The sequence below is a fragment of the Collimonas humicola genome (genome assembly GCF_018304945.1).
GTDB classification, from domain to species: domain Bacteria; phylum Pseudomonadota; class Gammaproteobacteria; order Burkholderiales; family Burkholderiaceae_D; genus Collimonas; species Collimonas humicola.
This window is the reverse complement of record NZ_JAGQEE010000002.1, coordinates 101,369-124,138: the sequence shown is the minus strand read 5'-3', so window position 1 is coordinate 124,138 and position 22,770 is coordinate 101,369. Positions and strand designations below refer to the sequence as shown.

Genomic DNA, 22,770 nt, shown 5'->3' with positions numbered 1-22,770 from the left:
TCAGCCAAGACCCATGGGGCCATGTGGATGAAGAGAACAGCGTTTGATGATACAAGTACCCCGCGATAACCTGCTCAAAAAAGGGCCGACGATCACCGGCTCAACAACAGAACAGGAGCCACCCTCTTCCTCGCTGCCCAATATCGACACCGGCTTGGCGTGTTTGGTGATGATGGCGCGCTTGCACGGCGTGGCGGCCGACGCAGATCAATTAACACATGAATTGACAGCAACTGGCGGCTCCTTGGGTACGACCGACCTGTTGCTGGCAGCCAAACGCCTTGGGCTGCAAGCCAAAGCCGTGAAAGTGGATGTGGGGCGACTGGCCAAGACGCCGTTGCCCGCTGTGGTCGTAGGGAATGGCGATGACGGATCGATTGATTTCTTCATTCTGGCACGTGTGGATGGCGATCAGGTACTGATTCAATCGCCCTCGGTCGGCCGTCCCGAGACGTTGAATCTCATCGAACTGCAAGTGCGCTGGTCGGGCGAGGTGATCTTGTTCGCCTCGCGCGCTTCAGCGGTGGGTGAGTTGACCAAATTCGATTTCACCTGGTTCATCCCGGCCATTGTAAAGTACCGCAAGCTGCTGCTGGAAGTCTTGCTGGTCAGCTTTGTCTTGCAATTCTTTGCGCTGATTACGCCGTTATTCTTCCAGGTGGTGATGGACAAGGTGTTGGTGCATCGCGGCTTTACTACCTTGGATGTGATTGCTATCGGCTTGACAGTAGTTGTGCTGTTCGAGGTCTCGCTTACCGCCTTGCGCAGTTTTGTGTTTGCGCACACCACCAGCCGCATTGACGTGGAACTGGGCGCTCGCTTGTTTCGGCATTTGTTAACCTTGCCACTGGCCTATTTCCAGGCGCGGCGCGTCGGTGATTCAGTGGCGCGAGTGCGCGAGCTAGAGAATATCCGATCTTTCTTGACTGGCAATGCCGTCACTCTGGTGCTGGACCTGTTGTTTTCGGTGGTGTTCATTGCCGTAATGCTGCACTACAGCGGCTGGCTGACCTTGATCGTCGTGATTTCGCTACCATGCTACGTGATCTTGTCGGCTCTGTTCACACCCTTGCTGCGAGCACGCTTGCATGAGAAGTTTAATCGCGGCGCGGAGAATCAGGCCTTTCTGGTGGAGACCATCAGCGGCATCGATACCGTCAAGGCGATGGCGGTGGAGCCACACTGGGCCCGCAAATGGGACAATCAGTTGGCCGCCTATGTGTCCTCGAGTTTCAAGACCGCCACTGTCGGCACATTTGCCAACAGTGGCGTGACCTTGATCTCAAAACTGGTGACAGTGGCCACCATGTATGTGGGCGCACGGCTGGTGATCGACAATTACCTGACAGTTGGTCAGTTGATAGCCTTCAACATGCTGGCAGGTCAGGTGGCGCAACCGGTCATGCGGCTGGCGCAGTTGTGGACTGATTTTCAGCAAACAGGGATTTCTGTTCAGCGCCTGGGCGACATTCTGAATACCCCTACGGAGATTGCGGGCAACAAGAGCGCGTTGCCAGCGTTGAGCGGGCGCATCACGCTTGATGAGGTGGTGTTTCGTTATAGGCCTGACGGGCCGGAGGTGCTTAGGAATGTGTCGATAGACATTGCCGCTGGAGAAGTGATTGGCATCGTCGGGCGTTCTGGTTCAGGCAAGAGCACTTTGACCAAGCTGGTGCAGCGCCTATTTGTGCCAGAGCGTGGCCGGGTGCTGGTCGATGGCATGGATTTGGCGCTGGCTGACTCCACCTCACTGCGCCGTCAGATCGGCGTGGTGCTACAAGAAAACGTGCTGTTCGCTCGTAGTATCCGCGACAACATTGCCTTGGCCGACCCGGGGGCTCCTCTGGCGGCAGTGATTCAAGCAGCCAAACTCGCGGGGGCGCATGAATTCATTCTGGAGTTGCCTGAAGGCTACGATACCCTGGTGGGCGAGCATGGCTCTACCCTCTCGGGTGGACAACGCCAGCGCATCGCAATTGCCCGCGCTTTGATGACTAACCCGCGCGTGCTGATTTTTGACGAGGCCACCAGTGCGCTGGACTACGAAAGCGAGCGCATCGTTCAAGACAATATGAAGGCCATTTGCAAAGGTCGCACGGTCATTATTATTGCCCACCGCCTCTCAGCGGTGCGGGATGCGAACCGCATCGTCGTCATGGATCGTGGTCAGATCGTTGAAGCAGGAACGCATGCTGAGCTGCTCCAGCATGAGGCTGGTCATTATTCGCGCTTGCATTGCTTGCAGCAAGGCTGAAGAGTGAAGATGAGTCCACAGTTGCAAGCTTTCGGTGATCTTTTAAAACGGTACGGCGCAGCCTTCCAGCACGCATGGCAACATCGTGCCAGCACGGGGAGCGTACAGCGGCTACCACATGAGGTGCAATTTTTACCAGCGGCTTTATCGCTGCAAGAAACGCCAGTGTCACCTGCCCCGCGTATGGCCATGTGGATGTTGATTGGTTTTACAGCCATTGCGTTGCTATGGGCATTTTTTGGTCAAATTGACGTTGTGGCTACCGCGCAAGGAAAGGTGGTGCCAAATGACCGCACTAAAACTATTCAACCATTCGAGACGGCAGCCATTAAGGCTATTCATGTGAGCGATGGTCAATTCGTCAAGGCAGGAGATGTATTGATCGAACTCGATGCGACCGTGGCGACAGCCGATAAGGATCGTGTCGTGAGCGACCTTGCAGTGGCACGGCTGCTAGTGGCGAGAGGCCAGGCAATGCTCGTGGTAATCGATAGCGGAATGCCCCCGAGGTTGCAGCGTCCCGCCGATGTTGACGATGCAAAATTTCAGGAGGCACAACGCCTGCTTTTAGGACAATACGACGAATATGTCGCCAAGCTCAATCGTGTTGAGGCGGAAATTTCTCAACGCGATGCTGAGTGGCGTTCTACACAGGAATTGGTGAATAAACTTGCGCAGACAATGCCGATTGCACGCCGCCGCGCCGAAGATTTCAAGAGCATGTTGAAAGATAAATTTATTTCAGAGCATGGCTATCTTGAACGTGAACAGGTGCGGATTGAACAAGAAGGCGATTTGGCCAATCTGCGTAGTCGACTGAAAGAAATAGAAGCTTCATCGCGCGTAGCACGTGGACAACGAGCAGAGATTACAGCAGAAACGCGTCGAGTTAGCTTGGACAGCATTACTGACGGTCAGCAACAGGCTGCGGTGCTGGAGCAGGAATTGCTGAAGGCAGATTCGCGTGGAAAATTGATGCAGTTAATATCGCCAGTGGATGGCACGGTGCAACAATTGGCGATGCATACGGTTGGTGGCGTGGTGACTCCGGCGCAGCCGGTGATGGTCATCGTACCAGGCGATAATCCGTTGGAAGTAGAGGCTTTCCTGGAGAATAAGGACATCGGCTTCGTCAAGGTCAATCAGGATGCGGAGATCAAAATCGAGACTTTCCAATACACTAAATACGGCACAATTCATGCCAAGGTTGCATCTGTCTCTCACGATGCAATCAATGATGAGAAGCGCGGATTAATTTATTCGACGCGGGTCAAGATGGAGCGCGCCAAAATTAACGTCGATGGCGCCGATGTCAATCTAAGCCCGGGCATGGCGGTATCGGTCGAGATCAAGACCGGTAAACGACGAGTAATTGAATATTTCTTGAGCCCGCTCATACAGTACGGTCATGAGAGCTTGCGAGAACGGTAACCCTTCTCAGCGTGGATAGATTACGTGACAACCCGTAAACATCGGGCTGTATCCGGCTTAGTCAAATCGCCTATTCTGCATCGGAAAAGCTCTCAAGAATTCAGCCACTGGCAATCGCTTACCGCCCGGCTTCTGCAGTTCGGTAATCCGCAAAGCGCCGCTGCCGCAAGCCACCACCACGCCATCCTGCGGGTCGGCGCTGATGATGGTGCCGGGGGCAGCCTTGCTGTCAGAGTCAATTACCTGTGCGTGCCACACTTTCAAGGTAACGCCGGCGAATGAAGCGGAAGCGGCGGGGAAGGGATTGAATGCCCGTATCTTGCGTTCCAGCAGCTCTGCAGGCAGCGTGAAGTCCAGCGCCGCTTCTTCCTTGCTGATTTTGGCGGCGTAGGTCACGTCTTCCTCTGGCTGCGGGGTTGCCGGCAGTGCATTCTGTTCGAGGCGGCCCAGCGCTTCTACGATCATTTCGCCGCCCAGCTTTGCCATCTTGTCATGCAGGCTGCCGGTGGTGTCGGCGGCGCTGATCGCCAGTTTCTCGATCAGCAGCATGGCGCCGGTATCCAGGCCCTCGTCCATTTGCATGATGGTGATGCCGGTATCGCTGTCGCCGGCTTCGATTGCACGGTGGATGGGCGCTGCACCGCGCCAGCGCGGCAGCAGCGAGCCGTGGATGTTGAGGCAGCCGCGTGGCGGAATTTCGAGGATGCTGAGCGGCAGGATCAGGCCGTAGGCGGCGACCACCATGACGTCGTGCGGGGTTGCCCGCAACAGTTGATGCGCCTCGCTGGCGATCTCGGGATACTTGCCATCCAGCCGCAACGATACCGGCTGCGCTATCGGGATCTGGTGATCGAGCGCAAACTGCTTGACCGGCGACGCATGCAGCTGCATGCCGCGGCCGGCCGGGCGGTCCGGCTGGGTCAGCGCCAGGACGATCTGATGGCCGGCGTCGTGCAAGGCCTTGAGCGCCACCGCGGCGAATTCGGGAGTACCGGCGAAGATGATTTTCATGAGGGATATCGCAAGAGGGTGGCGAAAATGACTACGGGACAAACTGCAAGAGCCGTCCACAGGGCGCTTCTTGTAGTTTGTCCCGCAACATGGAAAAGATGCTTATCTAGTACCGTATTGCTTGTCGCGTTTCTGCTCGCGCTCTTCCTTGAGCATCTTGGCCTTGATGCGATTGCGCTTCAGCGGCGACAGATATTCAACGAACACCTTGCCTTGCAGGTGATCCATCTCGTGCTGGATGCAGACCGCCAGCAAGCCGTCGGCGTCGACTTCAAACGGTTGGCCGTCCGCGTCCAGGGCGCGTACTTTCACGCGCGCAGGACGTTCGACGCCATCGTAGACGCCCGGTACCGACAGGCAGCCTTCGTCGTAAATCTGTTTTTCTTCGCTGGCCCAGAGGATCTGCGGATTGATGAATACCCGCAGGTCGGTGCCGGTATCGGACGTATCGATCACCACCAGCTGCTCGTGGACGTCGACTTGCGACGCGGCCAGGCCGACGCCGGGCGCTTCGTACATGGTTTCGGCCATGTCGGCGATCAATTTTTTTAACCGACTGTCAAAAACTGTCACTGGCTTGGCAATTTTATGCAGGCGGGCGTCGGGATAACGCAGGATATTTAATAAGGACATGCTTGAATGCGTAACAATTAGGCGGTTCAGAAAGGGTTTTCTCTTGCTAGTTCAATCGATTATGGGCAAAATTTGATTCACTATGGCAAGTTTTTTGCTTTATTTTGCTTTACCAAGATCAAATGCCGTGGCGACGAACCAGTCAGGAGCCTGAAAGGCTCCCAGGGTACAGGCGCCAATTTAACGCAGTATTCACCGGAAACAATATGAAAAAGTTTAGCACAGCTGCACTCCTTCTTGCTTTATGCACCGGATTTGGCATTTCCAGCATGGCCCACGCCCAGGCCGTCAAGACCATGCGCTGCGAGTTCTTGCCGAACGCCCCGGACCAGCACGTGGTGGTGCGTGGCGACACGCTGTGGGGTATTTCCGGTCAATTTTTACAACATCCATGGTGCTGGCCGCAGGTGTGGGGCCTGAACCAGGATCAGATCCGCAATCCGCACTGGATCTATCCAGGCCAGATCGTGTATTTCGACCGCGTCAACGGCCGCCTGCGCCTGGGAAATAGCGCCAGCGGCGACACTGGCGTGGTCAAGCTGTCTCCGCAGACGCGGGTGCAAGGCATCGGGCGCGATGCGATCACCACCATTTCCACCGATGCAATCGGACCTTTCCTGTCGCAGCCGCTGATCATCGAAGGCGACGACCTGAGAAGCGCGCCGCATATCGTGGCGGTGCAGGAAGGCCATCTGAACCTGGGCAAGGGCGATAAAGCCTATGTGCGCGGCGACCTGGCCGACGCGGCTGCATTCCAGGTTTTCCGGCCGGGCAATCCGCTCAAGGATCCGGTCACCGGCAAGGTCATCGCCAATGAAGCGCTATACCTGGGCACCCTGAAACTGGAACGCCGCGGCAGTACGCCAGAGGAGGCGGCTACCTTCAGCGTGGTCGACACCAAGGAAGAAATGCAGGTCGGCGACCGCATCATCCCGCGTCCGGTCGAACCGATCCTGAACTATGTGCCGCATGCGCCGGCCGGCAATGTCGACGCCCGCATCGTTTCCATCTACGGCGGCGTAGCCACGGCAGCGCAGAACCAGATCGCCACCATCAACCAGGGCAAGGCTGACAATATCGATGTCGGCACGGTGCTGCAGCTGTCGCGCCTGGGCCGGACCATCAAGGATCCTGCCGATCACAACAAGCTGGTCAAGCTGCCGGACGAACAATACGGCACACTGTTCATTTTCCGCGTGTTCAACCATATTTCGTATGGCTTGATCATGGAAGTCCAGAACACGGTCGATATCGGCGATACCGCCAGATCGCCACAATAAAGAAGGTCCTTGCTGTTAATAACGATAATCTTCATGACGATGATGGCGGCGCCGATCTGAGCCGCCATCAGGGCGCAACCGATGCCGAGGAGCTGGCAGCCTGGTTGCGCCTCGAACAGACTGCCGGAGTCGGCGCCGAAACTGCGCGCCGCCTGCTGGCGGCCTTCGGCCTGCCGGCCAACATTTTTTCCACGTCTTTCTCTGCCCTGCGCCAGATCGTGCCCGAGCGCGTCGCCCATGCCTTGCTGGCGGCGCCGTCGGACGCCACCCTGGGCCTGATCGAGCGCACCCTGGAGTGGCTGCGGCAACCCGCCAATCAGTTGTTTACCCTGGCGGATGCTGGCTATCCGCAAGCCTTGCTGGATATTGCCGATCCGCCCCTGATGCTGTATGTGAAGGGGCGCGCCGAGTTGCTGGCGCGGCCGGCGCTTGCGGTGGTCGGCAGCCGCAATGCGACGGTGCAGGGCATCGCCAACGCTGACCGCTTTGCCGAAATCCTCAGCCAGCGCGGCCTGACTGTCATCTCCGGCCTGGCTCTGGGCGTGGACGCCGCTGCCCACCAGGGCGCATTGCGTGGCGCCGCGGGCAATGCGGAGGCGGGCAGCACCATTGCCGTGATCGGTACCGGCGCCGATATCGTTTATCCGGCGCGCAATCGCGGGCTGGCGCATCAGATCGCCGAAGCCGGCTGCATTGTCAGCGAGTACGCCCTAGGCATGCCTGGCATCGCGGCAAATTTCCCGCGCCGCAACCGCATCGTCTCGGGGCTGGCGCGCGGCGTGCTGGTGGTGGAGGCGGCGGCCCAATCGGGTTCGCTGATCACTGCACGGATGGCCGGCGAGCAGGGGAGGGATGTGTTTGCCATTCCCGGCTCCATCCATTCGCCGCTGTCGAAAGGTTGCCATCAGTTGATCAAGCAGGGTGCCAAGCTGGTGGAATCGGCGCAGGACATCCTGGAAGAGTTGCACAGCTTTCACAGCCCGGCGAAGGCGCCGGCCAGTGTTGCCGCCGGCGAGGCGCTGGCGGCCGGCGAAGATCCTGTCGAGGCAAGCGATGACAAGCTGCTGCGGCAACTCGGCTACGATCCCGTCAGTTTCGATGTGCTGGCGGCGCGCTGCGATAGCGATGCGGCTAGCTTGAACGGCCGCTTGCTTGAGCTGGAACTGGCCGGCCTGATCGAAGTTCTGCCCGGCGGCCTTTATCGCCGCCTCGACTGACGTTGCGGCACCATATTGAAAGACTAATTTGCGGTTTCGGGCAGCTTTGCGCAAATCCTGCGATACTGATATACGTATATTGACGCTCGAAGCTACAACATTGTTGTAGAGCATTTCGCTGTTACGTTGCACTTTACTTGTCACACCCTTACCTTAGCGATACAGTAGAACCATGTTTGAAGTCCTTGTTTATCTGTATGAAACTTATTATCGGCCCGATGCCTGCCCTGAACCGGAGGCCTTGGTCAAGAAGCTGTCGGCGATCGGCTTTGAAGAAGACGAAATCGCCAAAGCCCTCGGCTGGCTGACGGATCTGGCGGAAGCCAACCACGAGTTCGCCGATAAGTATCCGCAGCAAACCTCTTTTTCCTTTGGCATCCGCATCTACGCTCAGCAGGAAATCGACGTGCTGGGCATAGCCGCGATCGGCTTTATCCAGTTCCTGGAATCGGCCAAGATGCTCAATCCGGTGCAGCGCGAGATTGTGATCGAGCGCGCACTGACCGTCAGCGAGACCCCGGTCCCGCTCGACAAACTCAAGGTGATCGTGCTGATGGTGCTATGGAGTCAGGGCAAGGAGCCGGACGGCTTGATGTTCGACGAGCTGTTTCTCGACGAAGACGACGATCCCGAACCGCGCCTCTTGCATTAGCCGCGCTCAGCGCCATCTGCCCCATGCTGGCAGATTTGCGCACTTGCGGCTTTTCCAGCAACCCGCTTATCATTGGCCGCAATATTTGCCCGCCACAGTGCTAATTTGATGTTAGCCGTGGAGTTGGCAGCGAAATCGTCTGGTGTATTATGAGAGAATTTCTCTCTGGCAACCAAATTCCGAATTGCCGCGATGGCTAAAAAGCAAGCCATGGCGTGCATGAGCAAAAAATGCGCTGAAATACAGCGCGCTACTTTCGAGACAACACTATGAGCAAGACCCTCATCATTGCCGAGAAACCTTCTGTCGCGAACGATATCGCGAAGACGCTCGGCGGCTTCACCAAGCACGATGAGTACTTTGAATCCGACGAATACGTCCTGTCATCGGCCGTCGGCCACCTGCTGGAAATCGCGGTTCCTGAAGAATACGACGTCAAGCGCGGCAAATGGACTTTCACCCATCTGCCGATGATTCCGCCGCACTTCGCGCTGAACCCGATCGCCAAGACCGAGTCGCGCCTCAAGGTGCTCAACAAGCTGATCAAGCGCAAGGATGTCACTTCCCTGATCAACGCCTGCGACGCCGGGCGGGAAGGCGAACTGATTTTCCGCCTGATCGCGCAATATACGAAAGCCAAGCAGCCAGTCAAACGCCTTTGGCTGCAATCGATGACGCCGGGCGCGATACGCGACGGCTTCACCCATCTGCGCGAAGACAAGGACATGCTGCCGCTGGCCGACGCCGCCCGCTGTCGCAGCGAAGCCGACTGGCTGATCGGCATCAACGGCACGCGCGCAATGACCGCCTTCAATTCGAAAGAAGGCGGTTTCTATTTGACCACCGTTGGCCGCGTGCAAACGCCGACCTTGTCGATCGTGGTCGATCGCGAAGAGAAGATCAAGAAGTTCGTGCCGCGCGATTTCTGGGAAGTGCGCGCAGAGTTCGTCTGCGCCGCGGGCATCTACGAAGGCCGCTGGCTCGATACCGCGCACAAGAAGGACGAGAACGATCCGGAAAAGCGCGCCGAGCGCCTGTGGAGCAAGGCTGCCGCCGAATCCATCGTGGCTGCCTGCCGCGGCAAGCTGGGCGCGGTGCGCGAGGAATCGAAGCCGACCACCTCGATGGCGCCGGCGCTGTTCGACCTGACCAGCCTGCAACGCGAAGCCAACTCGCGCTTCGGCTTTTCCGCCAAGAACACGCTGGGCCTGGCGCAGGCGCTGTACGAAAAGCACAAGGTGCTGACTTACCCCCGTACCGATTCGCGCCATTTGCCGGAAGATTACTTGAACACCGTCAAGCAGACGCTGGAGACGGTGTCGGAGAACAATAACTATCAGCAGTTCGCCGCGCAGATCCTGAACAAGGGCTGGGTCAAGCCGAACAAGCGGATCTTCGACAACGCCAAGATCAGCGATCACTTTGCGATCATCCCGACCACGCAAGCGCCGAAGAACCTGTCAGAGCCGGAGCAGAAGCTGTACGACCTGGTGACACGCCGTTTCATGGCGGTATTTTTCCCGGCCGCCGAGTTCCAGGTCACCACCCGCTACACTGAAGTGTCGGGCCATCAGTTCAAGACTGAAGGCAAGGTCATGACCAATCCGGGCTGGCTGGCGATCTACGGCAAGGAAGCCGCGGATGAAAAGGATCCGGAAAACAGCGGCACGCTGGTTGCGGTGGCCAAGGACGAGAAGGTCAAGACCGATAAGATCGCCGCCAACGGCCTGGTCACCAAGCCGCCCGCGCGCTACACAGAAGCGACCTTGCTGTCGGCGATGGAAGGCGCAGGAAAATTACTGGACGATGGCGACCTGCGCGAGGCGATGGCCGGCAAAGGCCTCGGCACGCCGGCGACGCGCGCCGCCATCATCGAAGGTTTGCTGAACGAGAAATACCTGCTGCGCGAAGGCCGGGAGATGATGCCGACCGCCAAGGCGTTCCAGCTGATGACCCTGCTGCACGGCCTCGGCGTCGACGAGCTGACCGAGCCGGAACTGACCGGCGAGTGGGAGCACAAGCTGTCGCAGATCGAACGCGGCACCATCAGCCGTGAAGAGTTCATGCGTGAAATCGCGCAGCTGACCCAGATCATCGTCAAGCGCGCCAAGGAATACGATAACGATACGATCCCGGGCGATTACGCCACCTTGCTGGCGCCGTGCCCGAACTGCGGCAGCGTGGTCAAGGAAAACTATCGTCGTTTCGCCTGCACCAAGTGCGAATTCTCGATGAGCAAGACGCCTGGCAGCCGCCAGTTCGAGATTCCGGAAGTGGAAGAATTGCTGACTAACCGCACCATCGGTCCGCTGCAAGGTTTCCGTTCCAAGATGGGCCGGCCGTTTGCTGCGATCCTGAAAATCAGCCGCGACGAAGAGATCAAGAACTTCAAGCTGGAATTCGATTTCGGCCAGAATGACGGCGAAGGCGAAGACGGCGAAGGTGTCGATTTCACCGGCCAGACCGCCCTCGGCCCATGCCCGAAATGCGCCAGCGGCGTGTACGAAATGGGCCTGGCCTATGTGTGCGAAAAAGCCGTAGCCAAGCCGAAGGCTTGCGATTTCCGCAGCGGCCGCATCATTCTCCAGCAGGAAATCCTGCCGGAGCAAATGGTCAAGCTGCTCAACGACGGCAAGACCGATCTGCTGCCAGGCTTCATTTCGCAGCGCACCCGCCGTCCGTTCAAGGCCTTCCTGGTCAAGGGCAAGGACGGCAAGGTCAGCTTCGAGTTTGAAGAGCGCAAAGCCAAGGCTCCAGCCAAAGGCAAGGCTAAAGCGGCAGCGGTGGAAAGCGAAGACGGCGCGGCTGAAGTCAAGGCGGTAGCGAAGAAGCCGGCAGCCAGGAAACCGGCGGCTAAAAAGGCGGCTCCTAAAAAAGTCGTCGCCAAACGCAAGGCAGCCTAAGCGCTGACCAGCACCAGAAGCCGCTCACCGAGCGGCTTTTTTATTTCCCCGATCTGCGTGATCCGCCGGCTGGCTTGGCGGTTGCGCCATGCCACTGCATGCCCAGCTTTCGGCTACACTTGTCGCTCGCCTTCGTTAACCGGAAATCGTCATGTCTCTGGAGCATCCTGCTGTCGCCCGCGCCCTGGTGCGTGAAATGGGCGCTTCGCGCATCCGCGAAGTGGCCAATGCCGGCATCGGCCGCGACGACGTGCTGCCGTTCTGGTTCGGCGAGCCGGACCAGGTGACGCCTGCTTTCATCCGCGATGCCGCCAAGGCGGCGCTGGACGACGGCGATACCTTCTATACCCATAACTACGGCATACCGACCTTGCGCGAGGCGATCGCCAAGTACCTCTCCAGCCTGCACCAGCCGATAGACGCCAGCCGGATCGCGGTTACGTCTTCCGGCGTTTCTGCCTTGATGGTGCTGGCGCAGCTGATCATCAGTCCCGGCGACCGTGTGGTGGCGGTAACGCCACTGTGGCCCAACGTCAGCGAAATCCCGAAAATCCTCGGCGCCGAAGTAGCGCGGGTGGCCTTGCAGTTCGGCCAGACCTGGGAGCTCGACCTGCAGCAGCTGCTGGACGCGCTGACGCCCGGCACGCGCGCGGTACTGCTGAATTCGCCCAACAATCCGACCGGCTGGGTGATGCCGCGCGCGCAGCAGGAAATCGTGTTGGCGCATTGCCGCCGGCATGGCATCTGGATCGTGGCCGACGATGTGTACGAGCGGCTGGTATACACCGAACAGCCCGAAGCGCATCCCTGCGCGCCTTCTTTCCTGGATATCGCCGACGCCGATGATCGCGTGATTTCCTCCAACAGTTTTTCCAAGTCCTGGCTGATGACCGGCTGGCGGCTCGGCTGGCTGGCGGCGCCGCCGGCGCTGATGCCTGATCTCGGCAAGCTGATCGAATACAACACTTCCTGCGCCCCCGGTTTTGTGCAGCGTGCCGGTATCGTCGCCATCGAACGCGGCGACGAAATCATCGGCAATACGGTGGCCCGCTACCGGCAGGCGCGCGACTTCCTCTATGAGCGCCTGAATGCCTTGCCGGGCGTTACCACGCCGCGGCCAAAGGGCGCCATGTATCTGTTCTTCCGCGTCGACGGCGTCAGCGACAGCCTGGCGCTGTGCAAGCAGCTGGTGCGCGATGCCGGCCTCGGGCTGGCGCCGGGCAATGCCTTTGGCGCCGAAGGCGAGGGTTACGTGCGCTGGTGTTTCGCCAGTTCGCTGGAACGCCTCGACGACGGCGCGCAACGCTTGCAGCGCTTCCTGTCTGCCTGACCAGCTGCGCCCATGAAGGTGCTGCACCGGGGCCTTCCGGCGGCGCACCTTGTTGCGCGCAGGCGTTAATTTTCTTGCAAGCCAGTCTCGGCATTTTCCATTGTTACTCAAGCAAGAAGTACCCGGCGACCATTTCTCGACCTTTTTTTTTGCCGATTCTGGTGCTATCATCAAAAAACGCGCAAACGTTTGCGCGTTTCAAATGATGGCATGCCGGCCCGAACGGATGTGCCTTTTGACATGACTTATTGGTAAAAAATTTAATAACGACTTCAGGAGACTTTTGATGAATACCCGTATCCGCCTCAAGCTGATTGCCGCCACCATTCTCGTTTGTGCCCTGCCTTCCTTGCCCGCGATGGCGCAGACTGCCGCCAAGCCGAAGGTTGCGCTGGTGATGAAGTCGCTGGCCAATGAATTTTTCCTCACCATGGAAAACGGCGCCAAGGAACACCAGAAGGCGCATGCCGCGCAATACGACCTGATCGCCAACGGCATCAAGGACGAAACCGATACCTCCAACCAGATCAAGATCGTCGAACAGATGATCGTCTCCAAGGTCAACGGCCTGGTGATCGCGCCGGCCGATTCCAAGGCGCTGGTGCCCGTCATCAAGAAGGCGATCGACGCCGGCATCATCGTGGTGAACATCGACAACAAGCTCGATGACGCCGCGCTCAAGGAAAAAGGCATCACTGTGCCGTTCGTCGGTCCGGATAACCGCCTGGGCGCCAAGCTGGTCGGCGACTTCCTGGCCAAGCAGATCAAGTCCGGCGACAAGGTCGCCATCATCGAAGGCGTTTCGACTACTTTCAACGCACAGCAGCGCACATTGGGCTTCCAGGACGCCATGAAGACTGCCGGCGCCAACGTGGTTGCAGTGCAATCCGGTCAATGGGAAATGGATCCGGGCAACAAGGTTGCCGCAGCGATCCTGAACGCGCATCCTGACGTCAAGGCGCTGCTGGCCGGCAATGACAACATGGCGCTCGGCGCAGTTGCGGCAGTCAAGGCCGCCGGCAAAACCGGCAAAGTGCTGGTGGTCGGCTACGACAACATCAACGCCATCAAGCCGATGCTGAAAGACGGCCGCGTGCTGGCCACAGCCGACCAGTTCGCTTCGCAGCAGGCAGTGTTCGGGATCGAAACCGTCTTGAAGGCGATCGCCGACAAGAAAGCCCAGAACACCTTGGGCGGCACGGTTGAAACCAAAGTCTCGCTGGTGACCAAAGACAGCAAGTAAGCGCTCAATAACTCAGTAACTTATTGCGGCACACGGTTGCGTTGCCGCCGCGCTCCCAGCGCGGCGGCAGGTCCTGTCCGCACTACCAACGCCTTTGGCGGAGGACAGCATGTCCAACGAATTCATCGCGGCGCACCAGTCTGACGTGCCCACCGCAATTCCTGCAGCTCCTGTTTTATTGCATCTGGCCGGCATCGGCAAGACCTATGTCGAACCGGTATTGAGCGACGTCTCGATCAGCATCAGCCCCGGCCAGATCCTGGCACTGACCGGTGAGAACGGCGCCGGCAAGAGCACGCTTTCGAAGATCGTCTGCGGCCTGGTGCAAGCCACCACCGGCAGCATGCTGCTGGACGGCCAGAGCTATCAGCCGGCTTCGCGCAAGGAAGCCGAGCAGCTCGGCATCCGCATGGTGATGCAGGAATTGAACCTGATTCCCACCCTCAGCATCGCTGAAAACCTGTTCCTGAACCAATTGCCGCACCGCTTCGGCTGGATCGACAAGGCCAGGCTGGCGGAGGCTACCCGCCAGCAGATGGCGGCGGTCGGCCTGACCGATATCGATCCCTGGACCCTGGTCGGGGAACTCGGCGTCGGCCATCAGCAGATGGTCGAGATCGCGCGTAACCTGATCGGCAGCTGCCGCTTGCTGGTGCTGGACGAACCGACCGCCATGCTGACCAGCCGCGAAGTCGAACTGCTGTTCAAGCAGATCGCGCGACTGCAGTCGGAAGGCGTGGCGATCATCTATATTTCGCACCGGCTGGAAGAATTGAAACGGGTCGCCGACCGCATCGCCGTGCTGCGCGACGGCCAGCTGGTATGCGACGATCCGATCGCCGGCTATAGCACCGACGCGCTGGTGCAGCTGATGGTCGGCCGCACAGCCGAAGCCGAACTCGATCTTGGCCATCGCAGCATAGGCGCGCCCTTGCTGCGCGTGCGCGATCTTGGCCGCGGCAGCGTGGTGGCGCCGACATCCTTCGACTTGCGCGCCGGTGAAATCCTGGGCGTGGCGGGCTTGATCGGTTCCGGCCGCACTGAATTGCTGCGCCTGATTTTCGGCGCCGACCGCGCCGATCACGGCCAGGTATTCATCGGCGACCAGGCCGAGGCTGCCAGGATTTCGTCGCCGAAAGACGCGGTGGCGGCCGGCATTGCCATGATCACCGAAGACCGCAAGAGCCAGGGCCTGCTGCTGCCGCAATCGATAGGCTTGAACACCACGCTGTCGAAACTGGCATCGGTGAGCCGCTTCGGGGTGCTTGACAAGCCGGCCGAAAGCGCGGTTGCCGACGACTATATCAAGCGCCTGCGGATCCGTTCGCGTGACGGCAGCCAGGCGGCCGGCGAGCTGTCCGGCGGCAATCAGCAGAAGGTAGTGATTGCGCGCTGGCTGTACCGCGATTGTCCGATCATGCTGTTCGACGAGCCTACCCGCGGCATCGATATCGGCGCCAAGTTCGACATCTACAAATTGCTGGCGGAACTGTCGCGGCAGGGCAAAGGCTTGCTGATCGTTTCCAGCGACCTGCGCGAGCTGATGCTGATCTGCGACCGCATCGCCGTGATGAGCGCCGGCAAGCTGGTCGATACCTTCGAGCGCGGCGCCTGGAGCCAGGAAACGATCCTGGCGTCGGCCTTCAGCGGCTATATGAACAACGGCGATGACAACGGCGCTGCCGCGGCAGACCCAACCACCGCGCAAGCTGAGCACGCCGCTGCGCTGTAATCAACATACTGAAAATCATGACAACATCTTCCCGTCCGTCTTCTCGTCTTTCTTCCCGCCTGTCTTCTTTCAACGGCAGCATTTCCGGCCTGAAGAATTATCTTGGGCTGATCGGCGCCCTGCTGGCCATGTGCGCACTGTTCTCGGTGTTAAGCGAGAATTTCCTGACCGCCGCCACTTTCACCACGCTGTCCAACGACATCCCGACGCTGGTCGTGATGGCGGTCGGCATGACCTTCGTGCTGATCATCGGCGGCATCGATCTCTCGGTCGGTTCGGTGATGGCGCTGGCGGCCTCGGTACTGTCGATGGCGATGGTGCGCTGGGGCTGGCCTTTGTTTACGGCCGGGATACTGGCGATGCTGGTGGCCAGCCTGTGCGGCATGGTGACCGGGCTGATTTCGGTCGGCTGGCGGATTCCTTCGTTCATCGTCTCGCTAGGCGTGCTGGAAATGGCGCGCGGCCTGGCTTACCAGGTCACCAACTCGCGCACTGAATACATCGGCAGCGCAGTCGATGGCATCAGTTCGCCTATCCTGTTCGGCATGTCGCCGGCCTTCATCTCGGCCATCGTGATCGTCATCGTCGGCCATCTGGTGCTGACCAAGACCGTGCTGGGACGCCACTGGATCGGCATCGGCACCAATGAAGAAGCGGTGCGCCTGGCGGGCATCAATCCGCGTCCTCCCAAGGTGCTGGTGTTTGCCTTGATGGGCTTGCTGGCCGGCGTCGGCGCGCTGTTCCAGGTGTCGCGCCTGGAAGCCGCGGATCCGAATGGCGGCGTTGGCATGGAACTGCAGGTGATCGCGGCCGTGGTGATCGGCGGCACCAGCCTGATGGGCGGGCGCGGTTCGGTGATCAGCACTTTCATCGGCGTCCTGATCATCTCGGTGCTGGAAGCCGGCCTGGCGCAAGTCGGCGTCAGCGAACCGATGAAGCGCATCATCACCGGCCTGGTCATCGTCGCTGCCGTGGTGCTGGATACTTATCGCCGCCGCGGCGAACGTTCTACACACTAATTTGCAACCAAGCTCCCCCCGTTTCCGGCATTGAGAATTATTTATGGCAACCATCAAGGATGTAGCGCGCAAGGCGGGAGTGTCGTACACCACGGTGTCGCACGTCCTCAACCAGACGCGGCCGGTCAGCCACGACGCCAGTGCGCGCGTGCTGGCGGCCGCTGAGGCGCTTGCTTACGTGCCGAGCGCGCTGGCGCGCTCGCTGCGCAGCAAGACCACCGGCAGTATCGGCCTGATCATTCCGAACAACACCAATCCGTATTTTTCAGAAGTGGCGCGCGGGATCGAAGACAGCTGCTACGCCGCCGGCTATAGCGTCATCCTCTGCAATTCGGACGACGACCCGGCCAAGCAGCGCGATTACTTGAACGTGCTGCTGACCAAGCGCTGCGACGGCCTGATCGTGGCGACCCTGGCGCAGACTGATGGCGAGCTGCTGCGCAAGATGAAGGTGCCGACCGTGCTGCTGGACCGGGCGCCCAAGAACATGGGCATCGACCTGGTGGCGGTCGACAATGCCGCCGGCGGCGCCTTGGCGGCGCAACATCTGTTGAGCCTGGGACGGCGCCGCATCGCCTGCATCGGCGGCCCGGCGGACATCGATATTTCGCGCGAGCGGATTGCGGGATTGCGGCAGACCCTGCTTGGCGCCGGCGTCACGCTGCCGGACGATATGCTGGTGTATGCCGACTTCACCAGCGCCGGCGGCTATCTGGCGGCACGCAGCTTGCTGGCCTCGCAGGTTCCGGACGCGATTTTCTGCTGTAATGACTTGATGGCGATCGGCGCCCTGCGTGCCGCGGCGGAGCGCGGCATTGCGGTGCCGCAGGCGCTGGCGGTGGTGGGCTTCGACGATATCGACCTGGCGCAGTTTGTCCATCCGACCCTGACCAGCGTCGCCCAGAATACGCGCCGGCTCGGCCAGCTTACAGCGCAATGCCTGCTGGACCGGATCGCCGCGCCGGACCGGCCTTTGCAGCGGCAGACCATCGCGCCGGAATTGCACGTGCGCGGTTCGACCGTGCCGGCTTGAATTGCTCAAGATCGTTGAGCAAGATTCTGCGGTAATTTTTTGCAAACCTTATTTCGAAGACACACATGATCGTCATCATCGGCAGTATCAATATGGACCTGGTGTTGCGCGTGCCGCGCATGCCGCATCCTGGCGAAACCTTGTCAGGCGGCCAGTTCCGCACCATCCCGGGCGGCAAGGGCGCGAACCAGGCGGTGGCTGCCGCGCGTCTGAGCGCCGACAGCGTCAAGGTGGCGATGATCGCCTGCCTGGGCGACGATGCCTTTGGCGCAGAGCTGCGCGCAGCCTTGCGCAGCGACGGCATTGACGACAGCCATGTCAGCACGGTCAGCGGCATGGCGTCCGGCGTGGCCTCGATCCTGGTCGACGCCGCCGGCCAGAACAGCATCGTGCTGGCCGCCGGCGCCAATGAAGCCCTCGGCCCCGCGCATATCGACGCCGCCCGCAACTTGATCGAACAGGCGCGCATCATCGTGCTGCAACTGGAAACGCCGCTGGCGACCATTCGCCATGCCATCAGGCTGGCGCATGAGCTGGGCAAGACCGTGGTGCTTAATCCAGCACCTGCGCCGGCCCAGGTCTTGCCGGCCGATCTGCTGGCGCAGGTGGAGTATCTGATTCCTAATGAAATTGAAGCCGCGATGCTGGCCGGCTTGCCGGAAGCGAGCCTCGACAACGACGCCGCCATCGACGCCGCGATCGCCAAACTGCGCGCCAACGGCAGCGCCAACGTGCTGGTGACGCTGGGTTCGAAGGGCGTCTATGCGGCGCTGTCGTCCGGCTCCGAGCATTTCGCCGCGCAGCCGGTCAAGGCGATTGATACTACCGCCGCCGGCGACACCTTCATCGGCGGTTTTGTCGCCGCGCTGGCGGAAGGCCGCAGCGAAGCCGACGCGATCGCCTTCGGCCAGCGCGCGGCCGCCTTGAGCGTGGCGCGCATCGGCGCCCAGACTTCGATTCCTTACCGTCGCGAACTGGAGGCTTGAGATGAAAAAGAGTCCGTTGCTCAATATCGCGCTGTCGCAACTGATCGCCTCGCTCGGCCATGGCGACAGCATCGTTATCGGCGATGCCGGCCTGCCGGTGCCGCCCGGCGTGGCGCTGATCGACCTGGCGCTGACCCGCGGCGTGCCCGGCTTCATGACGACCTTGCAAACGGTGCTGACGGAAATGCAGGTCGAGCACCATGTACTGGCCGACGAACTGCCCCTGCACAGCCCGCAGCTGGCGCAGCAGATCGACGCCCTCGGCCTGGCCGACAAACGGACTTTGTCGCATGCCGATTTCAAGCGCATGACGCACAGCGCCAAGGCGGTTATCCGCACTGGAGAGTTCACGCCGTACGCCAACATCATCCTGGTGGCCGGCGTAGTTTTTTGATAATTTTTTGTGGTGTTGCTGACAAGGCGCCGGCGGCAGGTACAATAAAGGAATGAACATCTCATTGCCCGAACTGGAACAAGCCATCAATTACTGGCGCCTGCAACGGCCTGCGATAGGCGAGGAATGCGCTTTGTCGCCCGAGGTCAACGCGCTCGCCGATGTCTATGCCTTGATGATCATCAATCACAGCAGCAGCGTTGCGCTGGCTTCGATGGGCAGCGTTGCGCAGCAGCTGATCGGCGCCTGGCGCCAGCACATGCTGGAGCTCAGCGCCGCTGCCAGGTCAGTGAACTAAGTGGCGCGCCTGCCGCTTGGGCGCAGCCAGGCTTTCGGTTTCTTTCTTTGCTGCTGACTGCTGTACATCCGCCTGTTTGACCGGTTTGCCGGCATAGTCCGTGCTGAGTACGGCATTCACTTCTTTTTCCGCCATCCCCTGCAAGCGCAGCCATTGCCCGACCAGTCCTGCCAGGCGGTCCAGCGCGATGCGGTGGGTGGCGTCGGTCTTGCCGTATAGCCAGTCGGAAAACGCCATGAAGCTGGCAAAAGGCGTTGCCCCCAGCAGCAGCGGCAGGGTATGGGCGAAACGGCCCGAGTTGGCGACCAGGTCCCAGTAGCGCGAAAAACGCTGCAGGCGCTGCATGGTCGGAAAGTCGATCTTGTTGGTGGCAAGGATGGTGTAGGGCGGGTGCGGATCGAAGATCAGGCCGAACGGTTCGGTATGGCGGATGATGGGCGTGCCGCGCAGGCGCTTGAGGATCCCGAACTGGATTTCATGCGGCTGCAACGCCACCAAGCGGTCGAAGCCTTGGGCGAAGCTTTCCACGTCTTCGCCCGGCAAGCCGGCGATCAGGTCGACGTGCAGATGGGCTTGCGATTCCTGTATCAGCCAGCGGATGTTTTCCGCGGCCTTCTCATTGTTTTGCTTGCGGCTGACCAGCGCCTGCACTTCCGGATTGAAACTCTGGATGCCGATTTCGAATTGCAGCGCGCCTGGGGGGAATTTCGCGATCGATTCCTTCAAGGCGTCCGGAAGATGATCCGGCACCAGCTCGAAATGGGCAAACACCGGATCGTCCGGATTGGCGGCCAGCTTGTCCAGGAAGAACTGCAGGATCTTGAGACTGGTCTTGACGTTCAGGTTGAAGGTGCGGTCGACGAACTTGAACAGCCGCGCGCCGCGCGCGTGCAGCGCTTCCATCTCTGCCAGGAAATCCTCCAGCGCAAACGGCCATGCCGTCTTGTCCAGCGCCGACAGGCAGAATTCGCACTTGAACGGACAGCCGCGCGAGGCTTCCACGTACAGCGTGCGGTGGGCGATGTCATGGTCGCTGTACAGGCTATAGGGCAGGGTGATGTCGGCCATCGGCGGCTGCACGCCGACATGGACTTTCATCAGCGGCTTGGGGCCGCGCAGGATCTGCCGGCACAGTTGCGGCAAGGTGACGTCGCCCCAGCCGGTCACCAGGTAATCGGCCAGCTGCACGATCTGCTGTTCGGCTGATTCGTAGGAGACTTCCGGACCGCCCAGCACGATCACCATGTCCGGCGCCACCCGCTTCAGCATCGCCACCACCTTGGTGGTCTCCTCGATATTCCAGATGTACACGCCGAAGCCGACGATGGTCGTACCTTCGCTGGCTTTGTGCGCCAGCAGTTTTTCGACGATGTCGGTGGTCTTGGCGCCGATCACGAATTCATGCAGCTGGGTAGCGTCGCGCAGGTCGCCCATGTTCGCCTGCAGGTAGCGCAGGCCGAGGGAGGCGTGGGAGTAGCGGGCGTTGAGCGTGGACAGCAGGATGGTCATGTGTGGCTAGCGGAAAGATGGACGGCGGAAAGCAGCGGAATGCGCCATTTTACGCCTGTGCGCCTGCCTGCCCCGGAGGCTTTTAGGTAATTTGCCAAATTCGCCCGAAATTGCGAGTAATGCAACAAAATCAGCGCTTGCCCAAGGCGCGGCTCACCAGCAGCACTGGAATCAATCCCACCACAACAATTGTCAGGGCCGGTAGCGCTGCCTCTCCCAGTCGCTCGTCGCGCGCCAGATTGTGGGCGATCACCGCCAGCGTATCGGTATTGAACGGCCGCAGCAACAGCGTCGCCGGCAGTTCCTTCACCACATCGACAAACACCATCAGGAAGGCGGTGGCCATCGAACGCCACAGCAAAGGCGCGTGCAAGATGCGGGCAATGCGCCAGCCGCTGCTGCCGAGCGTGCGCGCGGCTTCGTCCAGCGTTGCCGGGATGCGGGCATAGCCGGCCTCTATCGATTGCACGGCGACGGCGCTGAAGCGCACCAGGTATGCATACAGGATGCCGAATGAAGTCGCGGTCAGCAGGATCCCGAGCTTGCTTTGCGGAGCGAGAATCTGCAACCACGCCAGCGGCAGCAGGATGCCGATTGCGATCACGGAACCGGGTATGGCATAGCCCATGCCCGCCATGCGCGCCACCAGGCGCAACAGCCACAACCGGAACGGCGGCAGGTTGCGGGTCCGCTGCACGTAGCTCAGTGCGAGCGCCAGCGCTACCGCCAGCAATGCAGCGATGCAGCCGAAGCGGAAACTGTTCCAGGCCCAGCCGGCGTAGCGCAACAGGTCGAAGCCGGTGCTCAGATAGGGATCGCTTTCCTGATGCAGGAATTCGCGCCACATCAGGCGCAGCAGGATCAATACTGGCAAGACGAAACCAAGCAGTATCGGCAGGCTGCAAACCAGCCATGCCAGCAGACGCCGGCTTCCGCGCAAAGGCACAAGCCGGGTTTCCGATGCGTCGCTGCGCTGCCCGCGTACGCTGGCGAAGCGCAGCCGCTGCTGGCCCTTGCGTTCCACCCACAGCAGCAGCGCTACGATCGCCAGCAGCACCGAAGCCAGCTGCGCCGCAGCGATGCGGTCATCCATCACCAGCCAGGCTTTGTAGATGCCGGTGGTGAAAGTGGTCAGGCCGAAGTAGGCGCCGACGCCATAGTCGGCCAGGGTCTCCATCAAGGCCAGCGCAGCGCCTGCCATCAGCGCCGGCCGCGCCAGCGGCAGCGCCACGCGGCGGATGCGCGCGGCCAGCGGCGCGCCCAGCAGACGCGCGGCTTCCATCAGATGGACGCCGCGCTGGTTCAAGGCATTGCGCGCCAGCAGGTAGGTGTACGGATAGAGCGTAAAAATAAACAGGAAAATCGCACCCGGCAGGCTGCGGATCTCCGGCAGCCGCACGCCGGGGAAAAATTCCCGCAAGCCGCTTTGCAGCAGACCGCTGTATTGCAGGAAATCGGTGTAGGCATAGGCGGACACATAAGCCGGCATCGCCATCGGCAGCAATAGCGCCCACTGGAAAAAGCGGCGGCCGCGAAATTCGAACAGGCTGACCGTGACCGCGGTGGCGGCGCCGACGATGACGACGCCGATGGTGACCGCGATCGCCAGCCAGGCGGAGGTGGCCAGGTAGCCAGGCAACACCGTCTGCATTTGCTGCGACAGGGTATCGATCGCACGGGCATCCAGTTGCAGCCAGGCGCCGGCAATGCCGAGGATGGGAAGGGCGATCAGCAGCGCGATGAAAGCGATGAGCGGCATGTCTGTTTCATGAGAATGAGGGGGAGCAAAATGGAGTGGGTTAAACTAGCGGCTTCATGACCACCCTTCGACTGGAGCCGCTGCCG

General features: G+C 60.3%; 19 protein-coding genes. 14 read left to right on the top strand and 5 right to left on the bottom strand.

Translation table 11 applies throughout. The annotated features are described in order from the left end of the window. Nucleotides 1-46 precede the first annotated feature (46 nt). Together KHU30_RS09280 and KHU30_RS09275 are read left to right on the top strand one after the other, a co-directional pair. Entirely contained in the window at nt 47-2,254 is a 2,208-nt protein-coding gene (locus KHU30_RS09280) for a type I secretion system permease/ATPase (protein ID WP_211442384.1), read from the top strand. 9 nt (nt 2,255-2,263) lie between these two features. Further along, nucleotides 2,264-3,685: an HlyD family type I secretion periplasmic adaptor subunit gene (locus KHU30_RS09275; protein WP_211442383.1), complete on the top strand. Its 1,422-nt coding sequence runs from the start codon at nt 2,264-2,266 to the stop codon at nt 3,683-3,685. 57 nt (nt 3,686-3,742) lie between these two features. On the opposite strand, the gene fmt is transcribed toward KHU30_RS09275, so the two are convergent. Both fmt and def read right to left on the bottom strand, forming a co-directional pair. Continuing rightward, entirely contained in the window at nt 3,743-4,696 is a 954-nt protein-coding gene (gene fmt, locus KHU30_RS09270; protein WP_211442382.1) for a methionyl-tRNA formyltransferase, read from the bottom strand. A 102-nt stretch (nt 4,697-4,798) separates the two neighbouring features. Then, on the bottom strand, nt 4,799-5,329 hold the full coding sequence (def, locus tag KHU30_RS09265) for a peptide deformylase (protein WP_211442381.1): 531 nt from the start codon (nt 5,327-5,329) through the stop codon (nt 4,799-4,801). Between the two features lie 206 nt (nt 5,330-5,535). Between def and KHU30_RS09260 the strand changes: the two genes are divergently transcribed. The 3 genes from KHU30_RS09260 (at nt 5,536) to KHU30_RS09250 (ending at nt 8,478) form a co-directional block, all read left to right on the top strand. Continuing rightward, nucleotides 5,536-6,609, top strand: a complete 1,074-nt coding sequence (locus KHU30_RS09260; protein ID WP_211442380.1) for a LysM peptidoglycan-binding domain-containing protein — start codon at nt 5,536-5,538, stop codon at nt 6,607-6,609. A gap of 104 nt (nt 6,610-6,713) precedes the next feature. Beyond that, a complete protein-coding gene (gene dprA, locus KHU30_RS09255) occupies nt 6,714-7,826 on the top strand; it encodes a DNA-processing protein DprA (RefSeq protein ID WP_329956665.1) in 1,113 nt (370 codons plus the stop codon). 172 nt (nt 7,827-7,998) lie between these two features. Further along, nucleotides 7,999-8,478 carry a DUF494 family protein gene (locus tag KHU30_RS09250; RefSeq protein ID WP_098494386.1) on the top strand — a complete coding sequence of 160 codons (480 nt, stop codon included), beginning with the start codon at nt 7,999-8,001 and terminating at the stop codon, nt 8,476-8,478. Here the strand turns inward: KHU30_RS09250 and KHU30_RS09245 are convergent. Further along, entirely contained in the window at nt 8,475-8,699 is a 225-nt protein-coding gene (locus KHU30_RS09245; protein WP_211442379.1) for a hypothetical protein, read from the bottom strand. The two genes, KHU30_RS09250 and KHU30_RS09245, sit on opposite strands and share 4 nt — an antisense overlap. Before the next feature lie 48 nt (nt 8,700-8,747). On the opposite strand from KHU30_RS09245, the gene KHU30_RS09240 reads away from it, so the two are divergent. From KHU30_RS09240 to KHU30_RS09200, 9 genes are all read left to right on the top strand, one after another. Beyond that, nucleotides 8,748-11,381, top strand: coding sequence for a DNA topoisomerase III (locus KHU30_RS09240; RefSeq protein WP_211442378.1), 2,634 nt, complete (start codon nt 8,748-8,750; stop codon nt 11,379-11,381). A 151-nt stretch (nt 11,382-11,532) separates the two neighbouring features. Next, entirely contained in the window at nt 11,533-12,711 is a 1,179-nt protein-coding gene (locus tag KHU30_RS09235; RefSeq protein ID WP_211442377.1) for a pyridoxal phosphate-dependent aminotransferase, read from the top strand. Nucleotides 12,712-12,997: 286 nt separating this feature from the next. Beyond that, nucleotides 12,998-13,954 carry a sugar ABC transporter substrate-binding protein gene (locus KHU30_RS09230; protein WP_211442376.1) on the top strand — a complete coding sequence of 319 codons (957 nt, stop codon included), beginning with the start codon at nt 12,998-13,000 and terminating at the stop codon, nt 13,952-13,954. A gap of 109 nt (nt 13,955-14,063) precedes the next feature. Next, the gene (locus KHU30_RS09225; RefSeq protein WP_211442375.1) at nt 14,064-15,686 is read left to right on the top strand and encodes a sugar ABC transporter ATP-binding protein; all 1,623 of its coding nucleotides are present in this window, start codon (nt 14,064-14,066) and stop codon (nt 15,684-15,686) included. Next, nucleotides 15,686-16,705 carry an ABC transporter permease gene (locus tag KHU30_RS09220; protein WP_407928060.1) on the top strand — a complete coding sequence of 340 codons (1,020 nt, stop codon included), beginning with the start codon at nt 15,686-15,688 and terminating at the stop codon, nt 16,703-16,705. Before KHU30_RS09225 ends, KHU30_RS09220 begins: the two co-directional genes overlap by 1 nt. A 43-nt stretch (nt 16,706-16,748) precedes the next feature. Then, nucleotides 16,749-17,738, top strand: coding sequence for a LacI family DNA-binding transcriptional regulator (locus KHU30_RS09215; RefSeq protein WP_211442373.1), 990 nt, complete (start codon nt 16,749-16,751; stop codon nt 17,736-17,738). A gap of 65 nt (nt 17,739-17,803) precedes the next feature. Further along, a complete protein-coding gene (gene rbsK / locus KHU30_RS09210) occupies nt 17,804-18,724 on the top strand; it encodes a ribokinase (RefSeq protein WP_211442372.1) in 921 nt (306 codons plus the stop codon). 1 nt (nt 18,725) lies between these two features. Next, complete coding sequence (rbsD, locus tag KHU30_RS09205) at nt 18,726-19,118, top strand: D-ribose pyranase (protein WP_211442371.1); 393 nt, start codon at nt 18,726-18,728, stop codon at nt 19,116-19,118. Nucleotides 19,119-19,170: 52 nt separating this feature from the next. After that, nucleotides 19,171-19,416: a DUF3717 domain-containing protein gene (locus KHU30_RS09200; RefSeq protein WP_211442370.1), complete on the top strand. Its 246-nt coding sequence runs from the start codon at nt 19,171-19,173 to the stop codon at nt 19,414-19,416. On the opposite strand, the gene KHU30_RS09195 is transcribed toward KHU30_RS09200, so the two are convergent. Then, nucleotides 19,405-20,925, bottom strand: a complete 1,521-nt coding sequence (locus KHU30_RS09195) for a B12-binding domain-containing radical SAM protein (protein WP_211442369.1) — start codon at nt 20,923-20,925, stop codon at nt 19,405-19,407. The two genes, KHU30_RS09200 and KHU30_RS09195, sit on opposite strands and share 12 nt — an antisense overlap. Nucleotides 20,926-21,055: 130 nt before the next feature. Continuing rightward, nucleotides 21,056-22,684 (bottom strand): ABC transporter permease, encoded by a 1,629-nt coding sequence (locus tag KHU30_RS09190; RefSeq protein ID WP_211442368.1) that lies wholly within the window; start codon nt 22,682-22,684, stop codon nt 21,056-21,058. Nucleotides 22,685-22,770: the final 86 nt, after the last annotated feature.

Bases quoted from the DNA above. Each gene is read 5' to 3' on its own strand.
- KHU30_RS09280 (WP_211442384.1), top strand. From the start codon at position 47: ATGATACAAGTACCCCGCGATAACCTGCTCAAAAAAGGGCCGACGATC.
- KHU30_RS09260 (WP_211442380.1), top strand. From the start codon at position 5,536: ATGAAAAAGTTTAGCACAGCTGCACTCCTTCTTGCTTTATGCACCGGA.
- rbsD (WP_211442371.1), top strand. From the start codon at position 18,726: ATGAAAAAGAGTCCGTTGCTCAATATCGCGCTGTCGCAACTGATCGCC.
- KHU30_RS09235 (WP_211442377.1), top strand. From the start codon at position 11,533: ATGTCTCTGGAGCATCCTGCTGTCGCCCGCGCCCTGGTGCGTGAAATG.
- fmt (WP_211442382.1), bottom strand. From the start codon at position 4,696: ATGAAAATCATCTTCGCCGGTACTCCCGAATTCGCCGCGGTGGCGCTC.
- KHU30_RS09240 (WP_211442378.1), top strand. From the start codon at position 8,748: ATGAGCAAGACCCTCATCATTGCCGAGAAACCTTCTGTCGCGAACGAT.
- KHU30_RS09190 (WP_211442368.1), bottom strand. From the start codon at position 22,684: ATGCCGCTCATCGCTTTCATCGCGCTGCTGATCGCCCTTCCCATCCTC.
- KHU30_RS09245 (WP_211442379.1), bottom strand. From the start codon at position 8,699: ATGCACGCCATGGCTTGCTTTTTAGCCATCGCGGCAATTCGGAATTTG.
- KHU30_RS09275 (WP_211442383.1), top strand. From the start codon at position 2,264: ATGAGTCCACAGTTGCAAGCTTTCGGTGATCTTTTAAAACGGTACGGC.
- KHU30_RS09200 (WP_211442370.1), top strand. From the start codon at position 19,171: ATGAACATCTCATTGCCCGAACTGGAACAAGCCATCAATTACTGGCGC.
- KHU30_RS09225 (WP_211442375.1), top strand. From the start codon at position 14,064: ATGTCCAACGAATTCATCGCGGCGCACCAGTCTGACGTGCCCACCGCA.
- KHU30_RS09230 (WP_211442376.1), top strand. From the start codon at position 12,998: ATGAATACCCGTATCCGCCTCAAGCTGATTGCCGCCACCATTCTCGTT.
- KHU30_RS09215 (WP_211442373.1), top strand. From the start codon at position 16,749: ATGGCAACCATCAAGGATGTAGCGCGCAAGGCGGGAGTGTCGTACACC.
- KHU30_RS09195 (WP_211442369.1), bottom strand. From the start codon at position 20,925: ATGACCATCCTGCTGTCCACGCTCAACGCCCGCTACTCCCACGCCTCC.
- rbsK (WP_211442372.1), top strand. From the start codon at position 17,804: ATGATCGTCATCATCGGCAGTATCAATATGGACCTGGTGTTGCGCGTG.
- def (WP_211442381.1), bottom strand. From the start codon at position 5,329: ATGTCCTTATTAAATATCCTGCGTTATCCCGACGCCCGCCTGCATAAA.
- KHU30_RS09250 (WP_098494386.1), top strand. From the start codon at position 7,999: ATGTTTGAAGTCCTTGTTTATCTGTATGAAACTTATTATCGGCCCGAT.